Annotated in this window: 12 protein-coding genes; 7 read left to right on the forward strand and 5 right to left on the reverse strand. The window is 69.4% G+C overall.

Annotated features, from left to right (window positions below):
• Nucleotides 1-17 precede the first annotated feature (17 nt).
• Nucleotides 18-1,181: a hypothetical protein gene (locus tag POL72_RS37520; RefSeq protein ID WP_272101628.1), complete on the reverse strand. Its 1,164-nt coding sequence runs from the start codon at nt 1,179-1,181 to the stop codon at nt 18-20.
• 333 nt (nt 1,182-1,514) lie between these two features.
• Between POL72_RS37520 and POL72_RS37525 the strand changes: the two genes are divergently transcribed.
• Together POL72_RS37525 and POL72_RS37530 are read left to right on the forward strand one after the other, a co-directional pair.
• Complete coding sequence (locus POL72_RS37525; protein ID WP_272101629.1) at nt 1,515-2,294, forward strand: bestrophin-like domain; 780 nt, start codon at nt 1,515-1,517, stop codon at nt 2,292-2,294.
• A gap of 154 nt (nt 2,295-2,448) precedes the next feature.
• A complete protein-coding gene (locus tag POL72_RS37530) occupies nt 2,449-3,840 on the forward strand; it encodes a DUF2252 domain-containing protein (RefSeq protein WP_272101630.1) in 1,392 nt (463 codons plus the stop codon).
• Between the two features lie 179 nt (nt 3,841-4,019).
• Here the strand turns inward: POL72_RS37530 and POL72_RS37535 are convergent, their stop codons facing one another.
• From POL72_RS37535 to POL72_RS37545, 3 genes are all read right to left on the reverse strand, one after another.
• Entirely contained in the window at nt 4,020-4,748 is a 729-nt protein-coding gene (locus tag POL72_RS37535; RefSeq protein ID WP_272101631.1) for an NrsF family protein, read from the reverse strand.
• On the reverse strand, nt 4,745-4,921 hold the full coding sequence (locus tag POL72_RS37540) for an RNA polymerase sigma factor (RefSeq protein ID WP_272101632.1): 177 nt from the start codon (nt 4,919-4,921) through the stop codon (nt 4,745-4,747). Before POL72_RS37540 ends, POL72_RS37535 begins: the two co-directional genes overlap by 4 nt.
• Nucleotides 4,922-5,193: 272 nt before the next feature.
• On the reverse strand, nt 5,194-6,255 hold the full coding sequence (locus POL72_RS37545; protein WP_272101633.1) for an endonuclease/exonuclease/phosphatase family protein: 1,062 nt from the start codon (nt 6,253-6,255) through the stop codon (nt 5,194-5,196).
• Nucleotides 6,256-6,832: 577 nt separating this feature from the next.
• Between POL72_RS37545 and POL72_RS37550 the strand changes: the two genes are divergently transcribed.
• Nucleotides 6,833-8,227, forward strand: coding sequence for an FHA and sigma-54 interaction domain-containing protein (locus tag POL72_RS37550; RefSeq protein WP_272101634.1), 1,395 nt, complete (start codon nt 6,833-6,835; stop codon nt 8,225-8,227).
• A gap of 33 nt (nt 8,228-8,260) precedes the next feature.
• Nucleotides 8,261-11,500 carry a serine/threonine-protein kinase gene (locus POL72_RS37555; protein WP_272101635.1) on the forward strand — a complete coding sequence of 1,080 codons (3,240 nt, stop codon included), beginning with the start codon at nt 8,261-8,263 and terminating at the stop codon, nt 11,498-11,500.
• On the opposite strand, the gene POL72_RS37560 is transcribed toward POL72_RS37555, so the two are convergent.
• A complete protein-coding gene (locus POL72_RS37560) occupies nt 11,489-12,826 on the reverse strand; it encodes a hypothetical protein (RefSeq protein WP_272101636.1) in 1,338 nt (445 codons plus the stop codon). The two genes, POL72_RS37555 and POL72_RS37560, sit on opposite strands and share 12 nt — an antisense overlap.
• Before the next feature lie 964 nt (nt 12,827-13,790).
• Here POL72_RS37560 and POL72_RS37565 point away from each other — a divergent pair.
• The 3 genes from POL72_RS37565 (at nt 13,791) to POL72_RS37575 (ending at nt 19,751) form a co-directional block, all read left to right on the forward strand.
• The gene (locus POL72_RS37565; RefSeq protein ID WP_272101637.1) at nt 13,791-15,692 is read left to right on the forward strand and encodes a hypothetical protein; all 1,902 of its coding nucleotides are present in this window, start codon (nt 13,791-13,793) and stop codon (nt 15,690-15,692) included.
• Between the two features lie 238 nt (nt 15,693-15,930).
• Nucleotides 15,931-17,493: an RtcB family protein gene (locus POL72_RS37570; protein ID WP_272101638.1), complete on the forward strand. Its 1,563-nt coding sequence runs from the start codon at nt 15,931-15,933 to the stop codon at nt 17,491-17,493.
• A gap of 512 nt (nt 17,494-18,005) precedes the next feature.
• On the forward strand, nt 18,006-19,751 hold the full coding sequence (locus POL72_RS37575) for a sigma-54-dependent transcriptional regulator (RefSeq protein ID WP_272101639.1): 1,746 nt from the start codon (nt 18,006-18,008) through the stop codon (nt 19,749-19,751).
• The last annotated feature ends 1 nt before the right edge of the window (nt 19,752 follow it).

Genomic DNA, 19,752 nt, shown 5'->3' on the forward strand with positions numbered 1-19,752 from the left:
GGCGCGAGGCGCGCTCTTCAGCGACGGCAGCCGATGCGCTCGGTCGCCACGACGACGTCGTCGTAGAGGATGGTGTGCGTGTCGGAGACGGTCATGCCGAGCTCTTCCATCTCCGCCCGCCGGCGAGCGTTGGAGTCGCGCTCGTAATAGGCGTCGAGCATGAAGCTCTTGAAGCGCACGTCATCGCTCGATCGGAAGTCGAAGCCACCGAACGGCTCGGGGGGCGTGCACGCGCTGAAGTCGCACCCTCCCGTGTGGAACTGGTCGCGGAGCCAGGTGCCGTCGGGGTAACCGGGGCGGTAGTCGCCGATCGGCACGCCGTCGATCCAGAACGCCAGCGCGCCGTCGCTCTGGCCGACCGTGTTGGCGCGCGCGTGCATCTCGACGCAGAACCAGCGGTCCCGCGGGAAAGGCGCCTGCCCCGGGGGCTTGAAGCCGTTTCCGTAGTGGTACGTCGTGCCTTGATCCCCCGCGCAGCCGGGCGTCGCGGTCCCGTCGTTGCAGCGACCGGAGCGCATCTTGTACCAGTAGACGTAGAAATTGAAGACGTCGTCTGTGTTCGTGTCGAAGTCGAACCAGAAGCCCCCGTCTCCGGGCGGCACCGTGTTCGCGAGGCCGCTGCTGTCCCAGCTCTCGTTGCCCGCCGCCATGCGCACCCAGTGGTGCGGGTTCGGGGCGAGCTCGGGGAAGCGCACGTGGAAGCGCCAGTAGATCTCGTCGACGCGCTCGTGGGTGACCCACGTGGACGACGAGATGTACGTCTCCTCCGCCAGATCGGCGGTCGTCACGGTCGAGCGGAGGTAGCCCTGCCCGGCGTGGGCGGTCGCCGCGTCGGCCTCGATGTGCAGATAGCGCGTGTCGGCGGTGGGCCCGTCCCAGCGCCCCCAGCCTTGCTCGAAGTCGTCGTGGAAGAGCACGGCGGGGTCATCAGCGATCCCCACGTCGCCCGGGTAGCGCTCGCTCAGCGTGCCGGACGGCGACGTGTCGCCGCCGCCCCCGCCGCCATCGTTCGTTCCGCCGCCCCCGCCGCCATGGCTCGTCCCGCCGCCGCCGCCGCCGCCGCCGGCGTGCGGCGAGGGCGCGTCCAGCCCTGCGCCGCCGTCGCCGCCGGAGCCCGACGTGGAGTCGCAGGCGGCGAGGAACATCGCGATCATCAGGGGAAATTGCAGATGGTTCTTCATCCTTCCACGCTATCTGCAGCTCCGCCGCCTGCGCGAGCGCCCGAGGAGAAAATGCGGAATACCCGGTGGCGGGCGGTGTAGGTTCTCTGTCCGGCGAGCCGCGCTCAGGATCAGGCTGCCCTCAGGGCGATCGGAGAAACTCCGGATCTTGCAGACCTGTGTTCGCATTGAAAGCGCTTGACAGAACGATGGCGGGTTGGTTGACCTTCCGCCAGGAATCGCGACCCTGAAGCCAGCGCCAGCCGGACTGTCGGACTGAAAGCGACCGTTCAGGTCGGCGACATGCTCCGTCTCCGCGACGGCGAAGAACCGTGATTGAAGCGAGGTGCGTCGATGCCCGTGCCTGGACCGCTCGATCGAATTCCGCTCTGGTTGCTCCTGGGGATCACGATCGTGGTCCTGGTGCTCGCCGTCGAGGGCGGCTACCGGCTGGGAGGGTACCGGCTGCGCCGCGCCGAGGGGGAAGGCGGGACCCACGTGCTCGCCCTGGTCACAACCACGATGGGCCTGCTGGCACTCGTCCTGGCGTTCACGTTCGGCTTTGCGGCGACCCGCTTCGAGGCGAGGAAACATATGGTTGTCGACGAGGCCAACGCCATCGAGACGACCTACCTGCGCGCCGGCCTGCTCCCCGGCGACCGCGGCGCCAAGGTCCGCGAGCTGCTGCGTGACTACGTGGCGTCGCGTCTGGAGGGGGCGAGGCCCGACAACTTCGAGCAGGCGGTGCGGCGCTCGGAGGAGCTGCACCGGGAGCTCTGGAAAGAGGCGGAGGTCGCCGGACGAGATCACCCCAGCTCGCCCGTCGTGGCGCTCTTCATCGAGTCGCTGAACCGGACGATCGAACTCCACACGATGCGCGTCAGGGTGGCCGTCCGCAGCGGTATTCCAGGGGTCCTGTGGGCGGCGCTCTTCGCGGTCGCGATCCTGAACCTGATGGCCGTCGGTTATCACGCCGGTCTGGTCAAGACGCGCCGGTCCCCTGCGGTCGCGACGCTGGTCATGAGCCTCTCGGTCGTCATGCTGTTGACCGCCGACCTCGACCGCCCGCAGGAGGGGGCTCTGAAGGTGAGCCAGGAGGCGATGATCGAGCTGCGGCGCACGATGGGCGAGTGAGCCTCCCGAGCGCGTCAGGCGGACCGGCGAGGATCCGAGCAGCATATCTCACACGGTCGTGGGGCGATGAGCGCCGAGGGAGGGACGGAAGACGGAGATGGCCACCGTAGACGGAGCATCAGACGGATCATCGACGGTCGCGGGGGAGTGGGCGATGCCGCACCTCACCGCCGAGGAGCACGCGGCTCGCGGGAAGGCGGAGCGCGCGGAGATCCCACGTGCCGCGCACGCGAACTGGGAGGCGCTGCCCTACCGGCCCGATCCGATCGCGCTTCTGGAGGAACAAGCGAAGACCCGCGTGCCAGAGCTCGTGCCGATCCGCTACGGCCGGATGCTGGTCTCCCCGTTCACGTTCTACCGGGGCGCAGCGTGCGTGATGGCCTCCGATCTGGCCGCGACGACGCGCTCGGGCCTGAGGGTGCAGCTCTGCGGCGACGCGCACCTCTCGAACTTCGGGGTGTTCGGATCTCCCGAGCGCCGCATGGTATTCGACATCAACGACTTCGACGAGACGCTCCCGGGACCGTGGGACTGGGACGTGAAGCGGCTGGCCGCCAGCTTGGAGCTGGCCGGGCGCGACAACGGCTTCTCGAAGGCGGCGCGGTCCGACATCGTCCTGACGACCGTGCGCGCGTACCGAGAGGCAATGCGGAGCTTCGCGGCGCTCCGCAACCTCGACGTCTGGTACGCGAGCCTCGACATCCAGCAGATCCTCGACCGGTTCCGCTCGCAGGTGGGTCGCGATCGTCTGAACGTCACCGAGCGCAACCTCGCGAAGGCCCGGGCGAAGGACAGCCTTCAGGCCTACGAGAAGCTGACCCGCGAGGTGGGCGGCCGGCGGCGAATCATCAGCGATCCTCCCCTGATCGTCCCGATGGAGGATTTCGTGCACGGCGTGGACCGCGAGCAGCTCGAGCAGCAGGTGCGCGAGATCCTGCGCGGCTATCGCAGCACCCTTCAGGCCGATCGGCGGCACGTGCTGGAGGGGTACAACTTCGCGGACATGGCCCACAAGGTCGTCGGGGTCGGGAGCGTCGGTTTGCGCGCCTGGATCATCCTGCTGTTCGGCCGTGACGACCAGGACCCGCTCTTTCTGCAGGCGAAAGAGGCGCAAGCGTCGGTCCTCGAGCGGTTCCTCGGCAAGAGCGCGTACCCCAACAGCGGCCAGCGCGTGGTGGCGGGCCAGCGGCTGATGCAGGCCGCGAGCGACATCTTCCTCGGCTGGCAGCGCGTGAAGGGCGCCGACGAAATCGAGCGCGACTTCTACGTGCGCCAGCTCCGCGACTGGAAGTTCTCGGTGGACATCGCCGCGCTCGATCGGGTCCTGTTGACGACGTACGGCGGCCTCTGCGGCTGGACCCTGGCGCGCGCGCACGCGCGCTCCGGCGATCGGATCGCGATCGCGGCTTACCTCGGGAAGGCGGACACCTTCGACAAGGCGATCGCCGCGTTCGCGATCGCCTACGCCGATCAGAGCGAGCGCGACCACCAGGCGCTGGCGGCCGCGGTGAAGAGCGGGCGCATCCAGGCCGAGAGCGGGCTCTGAGCGGCGGGCATGGCTCGAGCAGGGCAGACGAGCGGACTCGAGACGACGCGCTGGCGATGAGGGATTGGAAGGGCGGGAGGCTTTCAGGAGCTCGGTTCGGCCGGATGTTCAGACCAGCCCGACGCTCGCGTGAGCTCCTTGCCTCGCCTTCGGGATCCCAGGGCCCGCGATGCAGCCTCTCAAGGCCGCACGAAGGCGGGCGCCACGAGCACCCCGAGGACGGTGAACACCGCGATGGGGGCGACGTGACTGGCCAGGACGTGCAGCAGCGCCGAGGCGGGGCAGTGGATGACCAGGGCGAGGCCCGCCCACGCGCCGCTCGCGGCCCCCAGCGCGGCTCCGCGGAGCCGCGCCGACACGGGGACGGCATGGCGCAGCGCCCAGGAGAGCGCTCCGAGCGCGAAGGCGCCGACGATCGCGGCGACGGCCATGCACGGCAGCCCGAAGGGATGCAGCCGCGCGGACGCAAGAACGGCCTCGGGATCGGCGGATTGCAGCGGAAAGAGGAGGGCGAACACGAGAAATGTGGGCGCTGTCGCGAGGCTGGTCGCGCCGAGCAGTCGCGCGGCGGATCCAAATCCGGCCGGGCCAGGACGGACGGCGACCGCCGTGGTGCCAGCGGTGAGGAGCGCGATCAGGGCGAGCTCGAGCGCCAGCTGCTCGGGTGGGAGAGAGGGGAGATCCGCGCGCAGCACGGATCGGCCGAACAGCGCGTGGCGCCCGAGCAGCGTGATGGCAAGGGCGCCCGGAAGCGCGCAGGCGACCAGCGCCAGGCGATGTCGGAGCGGCCATTGTGGCGTCGGCGTCTCCGCGATCGCCGTGGCCAGGCGGGCGTGGAGCTCATCCGGCGGACCCGGCGCCGATTCGAAGCGACGGGGGATCTCGTGTGCAAAATCCTTCTCGATCATGGCTTGCCTTCGTCCCACCCTGCGTGGCGTAGCGCAGTTCTGATCTGCTCGTAGGCGCGATGGGCGCGCTGCTTGACGACGTCGCCGGTCGTACCGAGTACGCTCGCCGCCTCGGCGACGCTGAGCCCCTCTTCCCGCAGGAGGACGTACGCGCTTCGGTTCTTCTCGGACATTCTCTGCGACGTCGACGCTACAACGTCGTGCTGCGGCGACCCAGCGCAGGTCGGGAGACCGCGAAGAGAAGGCCGCGCCCGCAAGCGCGGGGCCGAGCGTCTCAGCGACGGTTCCTAAGGTGTAGTCGGACGTGCGTGCGAATTATCCCGGCAAACGACCGCCCTGTCCTTCGCCTGCTCCCAGCCGCCCCAGGGGAAACCGGACGCCGACGGCGTGGTCGTGCTGCGGTGAGTCGGTCGTGTGAGTCATGGGTCTGCGTCGTGGCAGTCGGCTACCTTTGCCACTCGATCTCGGTGACCGGAATGCCGTGATCGCTCCGCCGGGAAGGTCCGCGTCCCGGGTTGACCGCACGGCGTTCATCCTGGAGGTGGTCGTTGAAGATGCGGGTATTGCGCACGGTGGCGATGCGATCGGGATTGCGATGGAAGAACTCCTGGCTGACGAATATGTGATCGAGGAGCTCGTAACGGCCGTTGAAGATGTGAGTGTAGCTGACGTCGCGATAGCTCTCCTGCTCCTCGAGATCGTGAACGCTGTAGAGAAGACGGTCCCACTCGACCTTCTTCTCCTCGAGGCGCGCGAAGCGGAAGGGCTCCTCGCCGGCGATGATCTGCGTTGTGACGGCCGAGAGGTCGTCGTTGAGGTCGCCGAACAAGATCACCGGCTTCTGGTTGTTCTGGGTGGCGTCCACGATCAGCTTTCGGAGCGCGATGGATTCCGCGGCACGAACGATGAGGGAGCGAGCGCTGCCCGCGGCGGTCACGATCGGGTTCTTCTCGTCGGCTATCTCGCGCTCGAGGAGCAGCGGGCGCTTCGATTTCAGGTGGGCGACGAAGACCGTGGCCGTGACGTCGTCCCGTAGCTGGACGTCGGCCTGGATCACAGGGCGCTGAAAGCGGGTGACGGGAAGCCGTTTGAGGTCGGTGGCCGCCTCTCCGCCCTGAATCTCGATTCCCTTGACCTCGTCGGGGAACTCGACGACTGTTCGCGCGGCGATGATCGGATATTTGGAGATCAGCCCCACGAAGGGGCCCGCTGCTTCCTTTCGATCGTTTGCGTCGCTCGTGATGTTCTTTCCGTCTTTGATGTCGGGAGCATAGGCGTGGTCAAACCCGGCGAGCGTCGTGACCTTGTTGAGCGCCGTGGCGCTGAAGAGCTCTTGAAGCCCCGCCAGGCTGACATTGCCCTCCTTGAGGACGCGGGCGATCCATTCGACCTTGTCGTCGTATACTTCGGTCGAATACGGTTTGTCGTTCGGGCGTCCAGCGAAGAACACGCCGGGGTGCAGGAGATTCAGGGTGTTGAACGTCGCGATGGCGAAACTCTTGGCCATGGGGCCCTCCCTCGAAGGTGACGATTTCCTGGTGCAATGGTACAGCGCGACGACATCGACTGGAAGAGTAATGCAATCGATCTCCGCCCTGCCCACGGCAAGGGTGGGGAGCGTGCGGGCTCCCGACGGGTGTACGCCGCTGCTGGGCGCCGGTGACATTTTCCTCTGCGAGCCCCTGGCGATCACGCCACGCCGCGGATCGACGAGGCGCGACGCACGCGCCTCCGCGGCCGGACGTGAGGCAGATGTAGCGATTGGCCTCGGCTGCGGCCTGGTCGTGCCGGCCAGGGAGCTGGTCGAATCGGCCAGCCGATCGCCTCGCGATACGCTCCGTTCGCCGCATCCAGGCCATGCCCGAACGAGCCCTCGCGACGAAGGCGCGCAGCGCCCACGATGGCTCGATCGTGCCCCCGTCCGGGCGCTCCTGTGCGCTGCGCAAGGCGCTCGCGGCGTTCCTTGTCGATCGACGACCCGATGCAGCGCACGCCCGTGGACGACGAGCAACCCGCGCGGCTGCCGCTCGGAATGCCGCCCCTGGCATATTGACCGCGTCTGCCCGACTGGGTACGACTGGTTCGTGCCGGGTGAACCTGATCAACGAACGCTATCCGCCACGGGCGGACAGCGGTATCTGGACAAATCAGGCAACGGCAGCTTTTTGTTTCTGGTCGCGGACAGCCATCGGCCGCTTGCGTCGTCGGCGCGCATCGCCCTCGACGACGTCGAGGAGGTCGTTATCGGCCGCGGCAATGCCCGGAGGCTGGAGGTCGCGGACAGCGGCTCACGCCGGCGCGTCGAGATCCAGCTCGACGACCCCTGGCTCTCGTCGAGGCATGCGCGGATCATGCGGGTCCTCGGCCGGTGGTGCTTCGAGGATTGCGGCTCCAAGAACGGCAGCATCCTCAATGGGGCCCCGCGGAAGCACGCCGAGCTCGGGGAGGGCGACGTGCTCGAGCTGGGCCGCACGTTCTTCCTCTACCGCGCGGCGATTCCCCGCGGCGCCGAGCAGGTCACTCTGCTGGAAGCGTCGAGCCTCGCCGCGCACGTCCCTGGGCTGCTCTCCCTCGTCCCGTCGCAGCTCGAGATGTTCGAGCGGCTCAGGGTGGTGGCGGCCTCCACCATCCCCGTGCTGATCCAGGGCGAAACGGGCACGGGCAAGGAGGTCATGGCGCGCGCCATCCATTCGCTCTCGGGCAGGCCGGGCGCGTTCGTGGCGATCAACTGCGGTGCGCTGCCGCGGGATCTGGTCGAAGGCGAGCTCTTTGGGCACAGGAAGGGCGCCTTCTCCGGGGCCACCGAGGATCGCCCCGGGCTCGTGCGCAGCGCCGATCGCGGGACGCTCTTCCTCGACGAGATCGGCGATCTGCCCCTGTCCGCCCAGGTGGCCTTGCTCCGCGTGCTCCAGGAGCGCGAGGTGCGCCCCGTGGGCGGCACGCGCTCGATCCCCGTGGACCTCCGCGTCGTGGCGGCCACACACCGGCCGATCGAGCGTATGGCGACGTCGGGCGACTTCCGCTCCGACCTGCTCGCGCGGCTCTCCGGCCACGCCATCGAGCTCGCGCCGCTCCGGGCTCGCCGGGAGGACCTCGGCCTCATCCTCGGCGCGATCCTGCGGCGCGTCGACGGAGAGCGCGCCGAGCACATCCAGCTGCACCCTCGCGCGGCGCGCGCCCTCGTCACGTACGGCTGGCCGCTCAACGTGCGCGAGCTCGAGCAGTGCATCACGACCGCGGTGGTGCTGGCGCAGCGGGGTACCATCGAGCTCGATCACCTGAACAGCGCGCTGAGGCGCAACGCCGCCGACGCGACGGAGCAAGGAGACGATCCTACCCGGCCCGAGGAGCTCAAGGCGCTCCTGCGCGCGCACAGCGGCAACATCGCCGGCGTGGCGCGCGCCATGGGCAAAGCCAGGATGCAGATCCATCGCTGGTTGAAGCGCTACGAGATCGACCCGGATGATTTCCGCCACTGAGGTGCTGCGTCGCGGCCGTGGGATGAGGCGGGCATGACGCCGGACACGGTCGTCGCGTCTCGCTACCGCGTCCTGCGTCGCCTGGCCGCGGGCGCGATGGGCGCTGTCTACGAGGTGATCGACCTCCAGACGGAGCGCCGACGGGCGCTCAAGGTGATGCACGCTCATACGGTCGAGCGCGCCGACCTGAGGGAGCGATTCGCGCTGGAGGCCCGCGTGTCCGGCCAGGTCGACAGCCCCGCGCTCGTCGACGTCGTCGACGCGGGCGTCGATGACGCCACGGGGACTCCGTTCCTCGTGATGGAGCTGCTCCGGGGGGAGACCTTGAGCGAGCGGCTCGCGCGCGTGGGCGGCCACGCGCCGGCCGAGGTGCTCGCCTATCTCGGTCAAGCCGCGCCGGCCATCGACAAGATGCACCAGCTCGGCATCGTCCACCGCGACCTGAAGCCGAGCAACCTGTTCCTGGAGCAGCGAGAGCACGACGCCCCGCGCATCAAGATCCTCGATTTCGGCGTGGCGAAGGTGCTGCACGAGGGCGCGACCCGCGGCTCGACCGGCGCGGCCGGGACGCCGATCTACATGGCGCCGGAGCAGTTCCAGAGCGGCAGGATCACACCTTCCGCCGATATCTACGCGCTCGGGTTGATCGCGTACACGCTCCTCGTCGGCAGACCCTACTGGGAAGAAGAAGTCGGCATCGGCGACAGCCCCGTCGCGTTCGCGCTCGTCGCGCTGCAGGGCCCCAAGGAGCCTGCGTGCGAGCGCGCCGCGCGGTACGGCGTGACGTTGCCGCCCGCGTTCGACGCGTGGTTCACACGCGCGACGGCGCTCGCGCCGGGCCAGCGCTTCCCGACCGCGGGCGCCGCCGTGGGGGCGCTCGCGCGGGCGCTCGGCGTGCCAGGCTACGAGCTGCCAGCACAGCAGCCCGCCGGGGCCGAAGCGCGTGAGGGGACGCCGCCCGTCGACGAGCAATCGACGTGGACCGACACGTTCCAGTCCGACGGGCATCTGGGTGGAAGCGAGGGAGTGGGACGCACGGACTCGGTGGCCGGCGCAGGGGGGCCCGGCCCCGCGCCGCCTCGCTTCGAGCCCGAGAGCGACGCAACGGACCCGAGCCCCCCTCGGCAGCCGCAGGCCATCGTGCATCGGTCGCGCCGGTGGCGCTGGATCGCGGCCTCGAGCGTCACGCTGGCCGCCCTGGGTCTGGGCGCCGTCCGGTGGGCGTTCCCTCACCGGCCAGCGCCTGGTCCTCCACCCACGGTCATGCGATCTCCGCTGGAGCCCGACAACACGGTGCTCGCTTGCCCGATCCTGGAGGCCACCGGGGTCGAGGCGCCGGCCGGATGGCTGGGAGCGGCCGCCGCGGCGACGCTGTGCGAGCGGGCTCGGGTCCTCCTCGGAGGCCGCGCGGCGCGCACGTTGGTCCCTGCGGAGCTGCTCTCGCTCCCACGGCCGCACGCGGACACGGTTCCTATCGATCCCTATGCCGGGCCGGAGGCTCGCGCCCAATCGCTGGACGCGGCGCGCAGGAGGGGAGCGGCCTATGTGGACGGGGCGATCGTCCTCGAGCCGTCCCGCGCCTTTCAGCTCACGGTCACGCTGCGAGCCGCCGACGGTAGGGAGCTCGCGTCCTCGGTCGGCAGGGCGAGCGCGCTTTATGAAGCCGTGAGGAACGCCATGGATCCCTGGGTCGATGCAGGGGTGTTGCCAAAGGCCTCACGCCTCGACGACGCCGTGGCCGATTTCTCGAGGGCGCGCACGGTCGACGGGGCGCTGGATCTGCTCGACCTGACGCTGGCCATGACCCACAACGCCGGCGGGCTCCGACAGGAGTGCGCCCGGTTCGAGGCGCGCGGCGGCGGCCTCGCGGAGATGGGACCAGGCGAGCGCTTCCGCTGCGCCTACACGCTCGGCGAGCCCGCTCCCGTGGTCACGCTCCCGCCGGCCGGCGCCAATCCCTCACCGGGTGAGCTCGCCGCGCGCGCCCGCGTCGATCTCATGATGCGGCGTGCTGTCGATCCGACGGCGGTGGCGGAGCTCCAGCGCCTTTATGATCGCGAGGCGTCGGCCTGGGGACGCTCGACCCTCGCAGCGACGATATCCTGCCTGCTGCCGTCGCCCGATGAGGAGCGCGCCACGGAGAGGACGACGCTCGCCAAGGACATGGCGTTCAGCGCGGTGCAGGCCGAGCCGAAGAACCCGATCGGGGAGTGGTGCGCGCCCTGGGTGCAGCTGGCGACGGTGACCCACGGGACCCCGAGCGCGGCGAGCGCGTTGCAGGGCATGCGGGCCTGGATGCCGTGGGAGGCGTATGGGTGGCTGTTCGAGGACTCCGACCCTGGAGCGGCAGAGGCTCCCCCGCAGCATGCTCGCACGCGCGCCGTCGGGTTCGCGCGGCGTGCCTATGTCCTCTCGCCCCTGGACATGAACGTGGCCGACACGCTGGTCGATCGGCTCCTCCAGGATGGAGCGCGCCAGGAGGCGCGCGGGATAGCGCTCGCGGTGGGCCAGGGAAGCCAGGTGCTGCACAAGGTCGGCAGCGAGCTCCTCCTCATCCGCGTCGAGGCGAGCGAGGCCGGCATCGGCGCCGCCCTCGAGCGGGCGAGGCGCGCGATGGCCATTTCCCCCGGTGATTCCGGGTTCGTTCGCGTCCAGCGCCTCCAGATCGCCTGGCGCGCGCTGGAGCTCGCGCTCGTCCTCGGGCGTGAGCGCGAGATAGCCGACCTCATCGTCGCCCGCTTCCTCGACCCGGAGCCACCCCTCCTCGAGGGCACCCACATCAGCGTCCCGCTGCGCATGGGAGCCGTCTGCGCCCGTGCCAGTCGGGCGGTGTCGCGGCGTTGCTTCGAGCGGCTTCGCAAGCTCCGGGTCAGGTTCCCGGAAGGCGAGCTGCCGAACACCGAGAGCTTCATCACGGGAGCCGAGCGTTATGCCAGCGGAGACCAGCGGGGCGCCGCGCTGGCGTGGCGCCCGCTGCTGCAGGAGCCTGAGCCGTTCGTCGAGGTGCTCGGCGACGCCATGGTCGCGACCTATGAGCGCGAGGGGGAGCACGAGCTCGTTGACCGGCTGGAGCGGGCGAGCCGGGACGACAGCGAGGCCCTGAACGGCGCGAGCCTGAAGACGGTGCGCCAGGCGGAGCGCGCGGCGAGGCGCGGGGACAGGCAGAGGGCCCTCGGGCTGGCCCAGCAGGTGATCAAGGCGTGGTCGGTGGTGGACGCCCCTGTCCCGGCGGTCGAATCGATGAGGCGGCTCGCGGCGAGGCTACTTGAGTGAACGGTCGATCAACCAGGGCTTGAACGAAGAGCACCCGGAGTCGCTCCTGAGATCGCATGGATGGTTCAAGTAGACCGTGACGGGGTATTTCCACTGCGCGCCCGCCTCATCGCACGGGGTGTAGATGGATCGCCTGGCACCGGCAGACCGAACGCAAGCGCCCGGATTCCCGTTGAAAGGAGAGCATGGCTTCGGTTCGTGGACGAAGCACTGCGCTGCCGCATCGGACGCAGGGAGGGCGCAGAGCCTGTCGGCGAGGTTCGCCATGCCTTGATTCCAGTCCTCGCCATAACACGCGTACTGCTTGTCGAAGAGCACCCCGTCGGGCCGAGCCCCCCCGGGGTTCGAATCGAAGATGTTCCCGTAGAACCCGCCCTCGCGGTACCTGAACAGCTCCACCTCCTTCGCCGGATACCTCACCCCATCGGAGCTCTCGAACTTCACGTCGACCGCGAAATTTCGCTCCGACAGCATCACGCTGAAGTACCCGACCTGTTCGGGGGTGGAGCTCGCCTCGTCGACAATGCCTGTGCCAGCAGGGCCATTCGCGGGGCATGTGAAGTCGACCGTGTCGCCAGGACCGTCGAGCACATCGCTCTTGATGTGCTTGATGTACCTGCTCCGAGGATCTGCCGCGTCGTAGTCCACGTGGTTGCATCCATGGTTACCCGCGCATACACGCACGAACACCGGAGATGAGCTGGCGTGGGCCGAGTCGAGCTTGAGCCTGACCGTCCTCGGCCCACTATCGCCTGACCTCTGCGCCAGGCATTGCCCGACGTAACGCGCCGTCCACCCGCAGTCGCTCGTCGCCCGACGCGGTCCGCCGGGAGGGTTGCAAGCGGCGAAGCTCTCGATCTGCGTGGCCTCGCCTGTGCTGGTGTTCCTCTCTCGAGACCTTGTCTCGGCGGGGACCTTGTCATGGAGCGCGACGAGACCCCCTGGGCCGCGCATGGATACCACGACCACCTTGTTGAGCGCGTTCACCCGGGCGAGCACGCCTGCGGAGACCGCTTGCAGGCATTCCGGGGATGGAAGGTCGTTGAACCAGTCCCCCAAGGGTCCCCCGCTGGCGCATGCCCCGATCTGCCCATTCCACTCGTAGCGCTTGTTCCCCACGCGGACCGACACCTTCTGGCCTTCCTTCAGCGCAAAAGATACGATGTAGTGCATCAGCTGAACGGCGCGAGGCTCCAGCGTCGGGTCCTGCGTGCTGAAAGGCTTGACATCGTCGAGCTTCAGGCTGTTCAGCTTGCTCACCTTGAGGCGTTCGAGCAATTCACTGTTCGCGCGGAGCGCCTCCACGCTGATGCCGTTCTTGGGCATGCCGTTGTGAGGCAGCTGCCCCGGGGGAGCGACTGGCTCTGCTGGCCCAGCCGATTGCGCCGGCGTCACAGGCCCGCCGGGAGTCGTCACGATGACGCACCCGCCGCACCCCAGGAAAGAACCCACGCCGATGCAGGCTAGCGCCATGTACAAACGGCCTATGGCCACAGGTATTCTCCTTCTCCTGAACTCGAGTCGCGAGGTGAGCGCCCCTCGTGGGCGCGCATCCTGGCACGGACGCGCAGCGGTTGGCCAGCTGGCCGCATCGATGCTGAATGGCTATTGCCGCCGCCGAGGCATCTTTCGTGCCACGGTGTGCGCTGCGCGCCGTTGCTCACCAGCGTGGCTGGATGCCTGGTTCTGACCGCGGGCGGCACGTTCGCCGTCCCATCGAGGCAGCGCCGAGCGCCGAGCGCCGGCGCGGTGAGCCCGGCGTGGCGCGCCCGGCGCCCGCGATAACACGGGGTGTTACGCCGGTGATACACCGTGTTGCGCTGCGGAAAAACGCGCCGAGCACGTGTCCCCGTAACAGGTCGGGCGCCCTGCTGTTGCACCGCGCGGCGCGGAGCCAGGGGGTGTCACAGGAGGGCGACAGTACCGATGCGCCGGGCCGGCGGTCGGTTCCGGCGTGAAGCCATGAACGATGCGCCGTCATGGAACGGCACGTCCAGCCGTTCGGCATCACCCCGTCGAGGCGCGGGCGTCGGTATTTGGCACGCGCTTGAAGGGCCAGCTCTGGCCACACGCGATCATCCGTCCGGTTGGCACCGGCGGTGCAATGCCGGCAAGCGTCTCCCCGACCGGGCGGTCAGACGCCCGGATAGCCATCACTCGGCCCGGGATCTGCGGCCAGGGGCAGGGGATACGTCCAGCTCTGCGTGAGGATTGCAGACGTCTGGAGCTTCTCGTCACGCGCGGGAGCCTTTCGCGCCGCGCGCACCAACGACCAGCGATGGAGAATTCCATGAAGAATCGATCGATAGGCGCGGCGTTGACCTGCGCCCTGCTGTTGACCGCCTGCGGCACCGAGCCGGAAGAGCCGGAGCTCGCCGCATCGAACAGCGACTCGCTCATCGTGGCGCCCTCCAAGCGGGCGCCCAAGGTCGAACAACTGCACCTGCGGCTCACGTCGGATGGCGTCGGGGTGCTCTCGCTCGAGCTCGCGCCGGGCGACCGCAAGCGTGTGATCGAAGAGAACAAAGGCGCGGCGTTCCAGATGAGCCTCGATGCGCGCGAGAAGGCGGTCACCTTCAACGACTCGGGAATCAAGCCGGATCTCAAGGCGGGAGACGGCTTGTTCTCCGCCTCGATCCCCATCGATCTGGAACGGCTGAGCCAGATCAACAGCGAGATCTCGAAGCTCAAGACCCGCACGCTCCAGACGTTCGAGCCGGGGTCGCGTATCGCCTCCAAGGCCATCGAGATCTCGCAAACGAACGCTATCGATATCGAGGCGCTGAAAAAGGGAGCGACCATCCGTTTGCCCAACCTCGCGGAGCTCGGCCCCTTGCGCACGCTCGGCGGCGTGACCACGGCCGCCATCAACCCGCAGAAATCGCTGTTGATCCGTTCACTGCCGGTGATCGAGGACCCGGCGCGTACCATGAACCCGTGCGACTCGAGCGCCGCGAACGCCCCGCTCAAGAAGTGGACCTTCGGCTACCTGATGGAACAGATGGCCATCGGGTCCGGGCTCACCGCGAGCCAGTTCGTCGAGCAGTGGCTGGCTTCCTGGCGCACCCAGCAGATCGTCAACGCGAGCTCGGGCAGCCTGGTCCTCGATGCTACGAGCGCGGCCGCCGCGGCGAACGTGGACAGCATGATCATCAACCCCTGGCGCCAGAGGAGCGGCGGGGGCGCGTTGAACCTCAGCATCGCGCCGTTTCGGCTGCAGGCCATCCTGTATCGCCCCGACCTCGCGCAGAGCTCGCCCTACCTCGGCGGGGCTGCCGGCAACAACGGAGGCGAGCTCCGCTTCGTGTTCGGCCTGATGGAGGTTCGCGACGGCAATCGGGACGGCGACGCCAGAGACAGCGTGGACACCTGCCAGCCGATCGAGGCCGCGGCGATCTTCGAGTACGGAGTGCCCATCACGAGCTGCGTCGACATCAAGGACTGGGCGAACAAGTGGGTCAACCTGAGCGCCTTGCTCCCCGGTGACCCCGCCTACGGCGCGGCGCTCGAGGCGTTGACCGAGCAGGTGGTGAGGAGCGGCGCCGCGCCGGGCAACCCCAACCAGAACGCGCTCAACCAGCTGCGCACGAACGAGATCGATCTCACGGGGATCTGGCAGATGCGCGAGTTCGTGATCCGCCCCGGGAGCGGACCTTTGCAACAGACCACCACCAAGAACAACCCCCGCGAGCACCAGGCGAGCTTCACGTCGGTTCCGGGCACGACCCCGGCGCCGATCGATCTGAATGGCAGCGACGCGCTGCTCACGGAGATCCTGGCCTCCATGAGCCCCGGCTACACGATGCCCGAAGCCCCCGGGGGCGTGCCCTTCATGGGCGGCGCGTCGACCTACAACGCCGGGACGTTCTGGGATCACCCGGACCTGAAGACGTCGGCGGAGCTCGAGGCGCGCTTTCGGTTCTCGTCCAACACGTGCAGCGGCTGCCACACGGGCGAGACGGACACGCTCTTCTACCACATCCGCCCCGCGGGGCCCGGCGGCGTCCCCAGCATCTCGGCCTTCCTGCAAGGTCCGCTGACGGTGACGGACAACCGTGGGGTCAGCCATTCGTTCGCGGAGATGGACAACCGCAAGCAGGCTCTCGCGAGCCTCGCGAACCAGTCGTGTTCGTTCCGCGTCGGAATCCCACCCTTCCAGGTGTTGCGGCTGCCGCTGCTGAGCGTCCACTGAATCGCGATGAGCGCGGGGCCCGCGGCGACCGAACGCACCGCCCCGGCCCCGCGCCAGCCGGGCAGGTAGAACCGGCCGGCGCCGCTTGACGATCGGCGTTCCTCGTTTATAGTGAGCGCCGCTGCTGCGGTGTGCGCTTCCCTCGTGCGCGCACCGGGTCCAGATCGGGGGAGAGTGAGCCGCGGCCCCGTCGCGTGAACGCGTCGGCCGCGTGCGTCTTCGTGGATTGGACAGCAGCATGGTTGGCAAATTGCATCTCGATGCGGTGGTGCGTCGCCTGGATGGCGCGACGGCCCGCATCGACAATCCGTTTGGGATCCCGATCACCCTCGTGGCCAGGGAGGATGTCGTCGTCGAGGCCGACGGCATCGAGGAGCTCCTCCGGTTCGCCTCGCTTGAAGGCACGCTCCGCGATCTTCGGACATGGGAGAAGGCCGGCAGGATCGCCCCGTTCTGGGGCGGCACGGCCGGCGAGATCCGCTCGATCGTGCTCACGCCCGACTTTCACAAGGGCGCGGGCATCCCCGTGGGCACCGTCGTGGATGCCCGCGGGTTCGTGGTGCCGCAGGCCGTCGGCAACGACGTCTGTTGCGGCATGCGCCTGCTCGCGACCGACGTGGATCGGGACGAGCTCGCGCCGCACATCGGCGCCCTGAAGCAGCGGCTCCGCGCGATCTTCTTCCAGGGGCAGCGCGATATCCCCATGTCGCCGCGGCAGCGCGCGGCCATGCTCCGTGACGGCCTGTCCGGGCTGCACGAGACGGCGGCGGACAACGCCCGCACCGGCCTGTGGGCGCATTACGATCCTCGCGCGCAGCGCCAGGATCTCGATCGCGTGCACTTCCACGGCGGGCTCTCCGCGCGCGGGACGTTCGCGTTCGACGCGTACATCCAGGCGTCGGGCCGGGCGGACGGGCGTGACATCCAGATCGGCACGGTCGGCGGCGGCAACCATTTCGTCGAGATACAGACCGTCGACGAGCTGGTCGACGGCGCGACGGCGCGCTCGTTCGGGCTCTCGAAGAACGCCGTCACGATCATGGCCCATGCGGGCTCCGTCGGGCTCGGACACGCGGTCGGCGGCTATTTCAACGAGCGCGCCCGCGCGCTGTACCCCGCGGGGGTGCCCCATCCGGCGCACGGCTTCTATGTGCTGCCGGCGGTGGGCCCCCACGCCCACGAGGCGTCGGTCTACCTCGACGCGATGCGGAACGCCGCGAACTTCGCGTTCGCGAACCGCCTCTTCCTGGGCCTCATGGTGGTGCGCGCGATGCGGGAGGTGCTTGGCCGCGAGGTCGCGAGCACGCTCGTGTACGATGCGCCGCACAACCTCATCTGGGAGCCCGACGGGGCCGAGCCGCGCTACCTGCACCGCAAGGGCGCGACGCCTGCAGGGGGACCGGATGGTGAGGGTGGAGCGTTCTCGTACACGGGTGACCCGGTGATCATCCCCGGGTCGATGGGCGATTCGAGCTGGGTGCTCGCGGGCGCAGGGCACGCGGCGCTGCTCGCGAGCGCGTGCCACGGCGCGGGCCGCAGCCTCACCCGCGGGCGCTCCGCGCACGCGGACGAGGACCTCTACCGGCGCGCGGTCGAGAAGCTGCATGTCGTGACGCCGCTCGACCCCGACGCGCCCCACGTGCGGCGGCGGCGCGACATCCTCGCGAAGTACCACCAGCGGATGAAGGAGGAGGCGCCCTATGCCTACAAACCCATCACGCCGGTCGTGCGCTCCGTCGAGGAGGCAGGGATCGCGCGGCGCGTGGCGCGGTTGTGGCCGCTCGTCACGGTCAAGGGATAGGGAACACGATCGGAACGATGGTTCCGATCGCGAGCCCTGAAGCCGCCTCGCGGGAGCGCAACCGAGTCTCCGCTCCGCGAGGTGGTGGGGTTCTTTGGCAACGATCTCGATCGTTCCACGAACATAAGCAAAGCCGATGCCGGAGCTGGGATAGGCGCGAGGCGCCTTTCACCTGACCTTCGCCCCGGGCGGTGCGGACTGATCTGCTGGCCAGATGACATTGGGCCGCGTCTCCGCAGGAGGCAGCGTGTCCCGTGGGGACGCGATGGCATCGACCGCCCTGAGCCTCACGCTCCTCCCCGAGGGCGATCCGGGGTCGACACGGCTCGCGACGCGCGAGCTGCCCGGGCAAGTGCATGTGTCCCGGCGGGACGCGCAAGCGTCTCCTCAAGACGCCGGCGGCTCCGGACGCGCTCTCCGGCTTGCCGAATGCGCCAGCCCGGGTGCCAGAGGACCGCCATGAATTTTTCGTCCGAGCCAGGTAGAGTGCGTGTACCCTGGCCTACGTCTTCATGCTCCATGACCTGCTCCCTGAGCTGATCACGAGTCTCATGGGGGCCGGCTGCTTCGAGGACGCCGCGACCACGGTGCTGAAGGACATGCTCACCGGCGTCGAAGCGGCGCTGGCAGCGAGCTCGCTCATGGGGCAGGGGCGCGTGCTCCGCGGGGTCGTGCACCTTCGCCCCGAGGGCGGCTATCAGCGCCTCTTCGGCCTCGAGCACCGGAGCGGAGCGCGCGTCGAGGGCACCGGGTATCTCACGTCGGGCAGCGTCTGGCGCTGGCTCGTCGAGCACCGCTGCTCGGTCTCCATCGACGTCCAGCTCGGCGTGCTGCGCCCCTGGCTGGCGGACGGCGCGCCCGCGCACGTCGAGCGGCGCGAGGGGGCTGGCCTGCCCGGCAGCGAGACGCGCGAGCGGATGCTCGGGCGCGACGCCACGCACGTCCACGTGGTGCCGCTGCGCGCGCCGGGCGGCGCGGTCGAGGGGATGATCGCGCTGGAGGTCAGCTGCAAGCAGGCGATCGGAGGGGAGCTCGTCTGGCGCGGGTGCTACGAGCTCCTCGCGAGCGCTGCGGCGCCCTACCTGCGCGCGCTGCCGCCTCGGCCGGCCACCCCGGCGCGCGCGGACGAGTTCCTGCCGGTCGTCGGCCCCACCACCGCGAGCCTCATCGACCTGCTCCGCGTCTTCGCGCGGCAGGAGGAGACAATCCTCATCAGCGGTCCGACCGGCGCCGGCAAGTCCCGGCTGGCGCGCTGGTGCCACGAGCAGTCGGCGCGCCGCGGGCAGCGGTTCGAGACGCTCGACCTGCTCAGCGTGCCCGAGGACCTGCAGATGGCCGAGCTCTTCGGCTGGAAGCGCGGCGCGTTCACCGGCGCGATCCGCGACAACCCGGGCGCGATCGCGCGCGCCGCGCAGGGGACGCTCTTCATCGACGAGGTGGACAAGCTGTCGCTGAAGGCCCAGGCGGGCCTGCTCCACGTGCTCGAGGAGCGGCGCTACCGGCCGCTCGGCGACGAGGGGAGCGAGCGCCGCGCGGACGTGCGCTTCCTCATCGGCACCAACACCGACCTGCGCGCGGCCGCGCGCGCGGGCCGTTTCCGCGAGGATCTCTACTACCGGATCAACGTGCTGCCCGTGCGGCTCCCGCCCCTGACCGAGCGGCTCGACGAGGTGCCGCTCTGGGCCGACTACATGCTGAGCCGGCGCCACCGCGAAGGGGGCGGCCAGGGCGTCGCGCGCATCGGGCCCGAGGCGGTGAAGCTCTTGCTCGACGTCCCCTGGCCAGGCAACTTGCGGCAGCTCGACAACATCGTGCGCCGCGCCTACGCGCTCGCGCTGGCCGAGCGGGGCGGCCCGGGCGGCGAGCTCGTGCTCCAGCGGGGCCACGTGGAGCGCGCGCTCGCCTACGAGGGCGCGCCGGACGAGGGCGCGCTGCTCACGCAGCTCTGGCGCGCGGCGCACGCCTTCGTGCAGGAGGCGGAGCGGCGCGCGCGCGAAGGCGCGCCGCTGTCGCTCGAGCTCGTCGAGGTGTTCCGAGGGCTCGTGCTGGGCGCGGCGGTGCGGCGGACGGGGAGCCGCGAGGAGGCATTCACCCTGTTCGGCCAGCAGCAGCTCATCAAGAACCGCAATCATCACCGGGCGCTGCGGCGGGAGCTCGACAGGGTCCGGGAGCTCGCCGACAAGCTGGGATACGAGATCGATCCCGATCTCGCCGCGCTGCTCAACGAGGAGGTCGAAACGCCGGCGGAGGGGCGCTGAC

Source organism: Sorangium aterium, from assembly GCF_028368935.1.
Lineage (GTDB): Bacteria > Myxococcota_A > Polyangia > Polyangiales > Polyangiaceae > Sorangium > Sorangium atrum.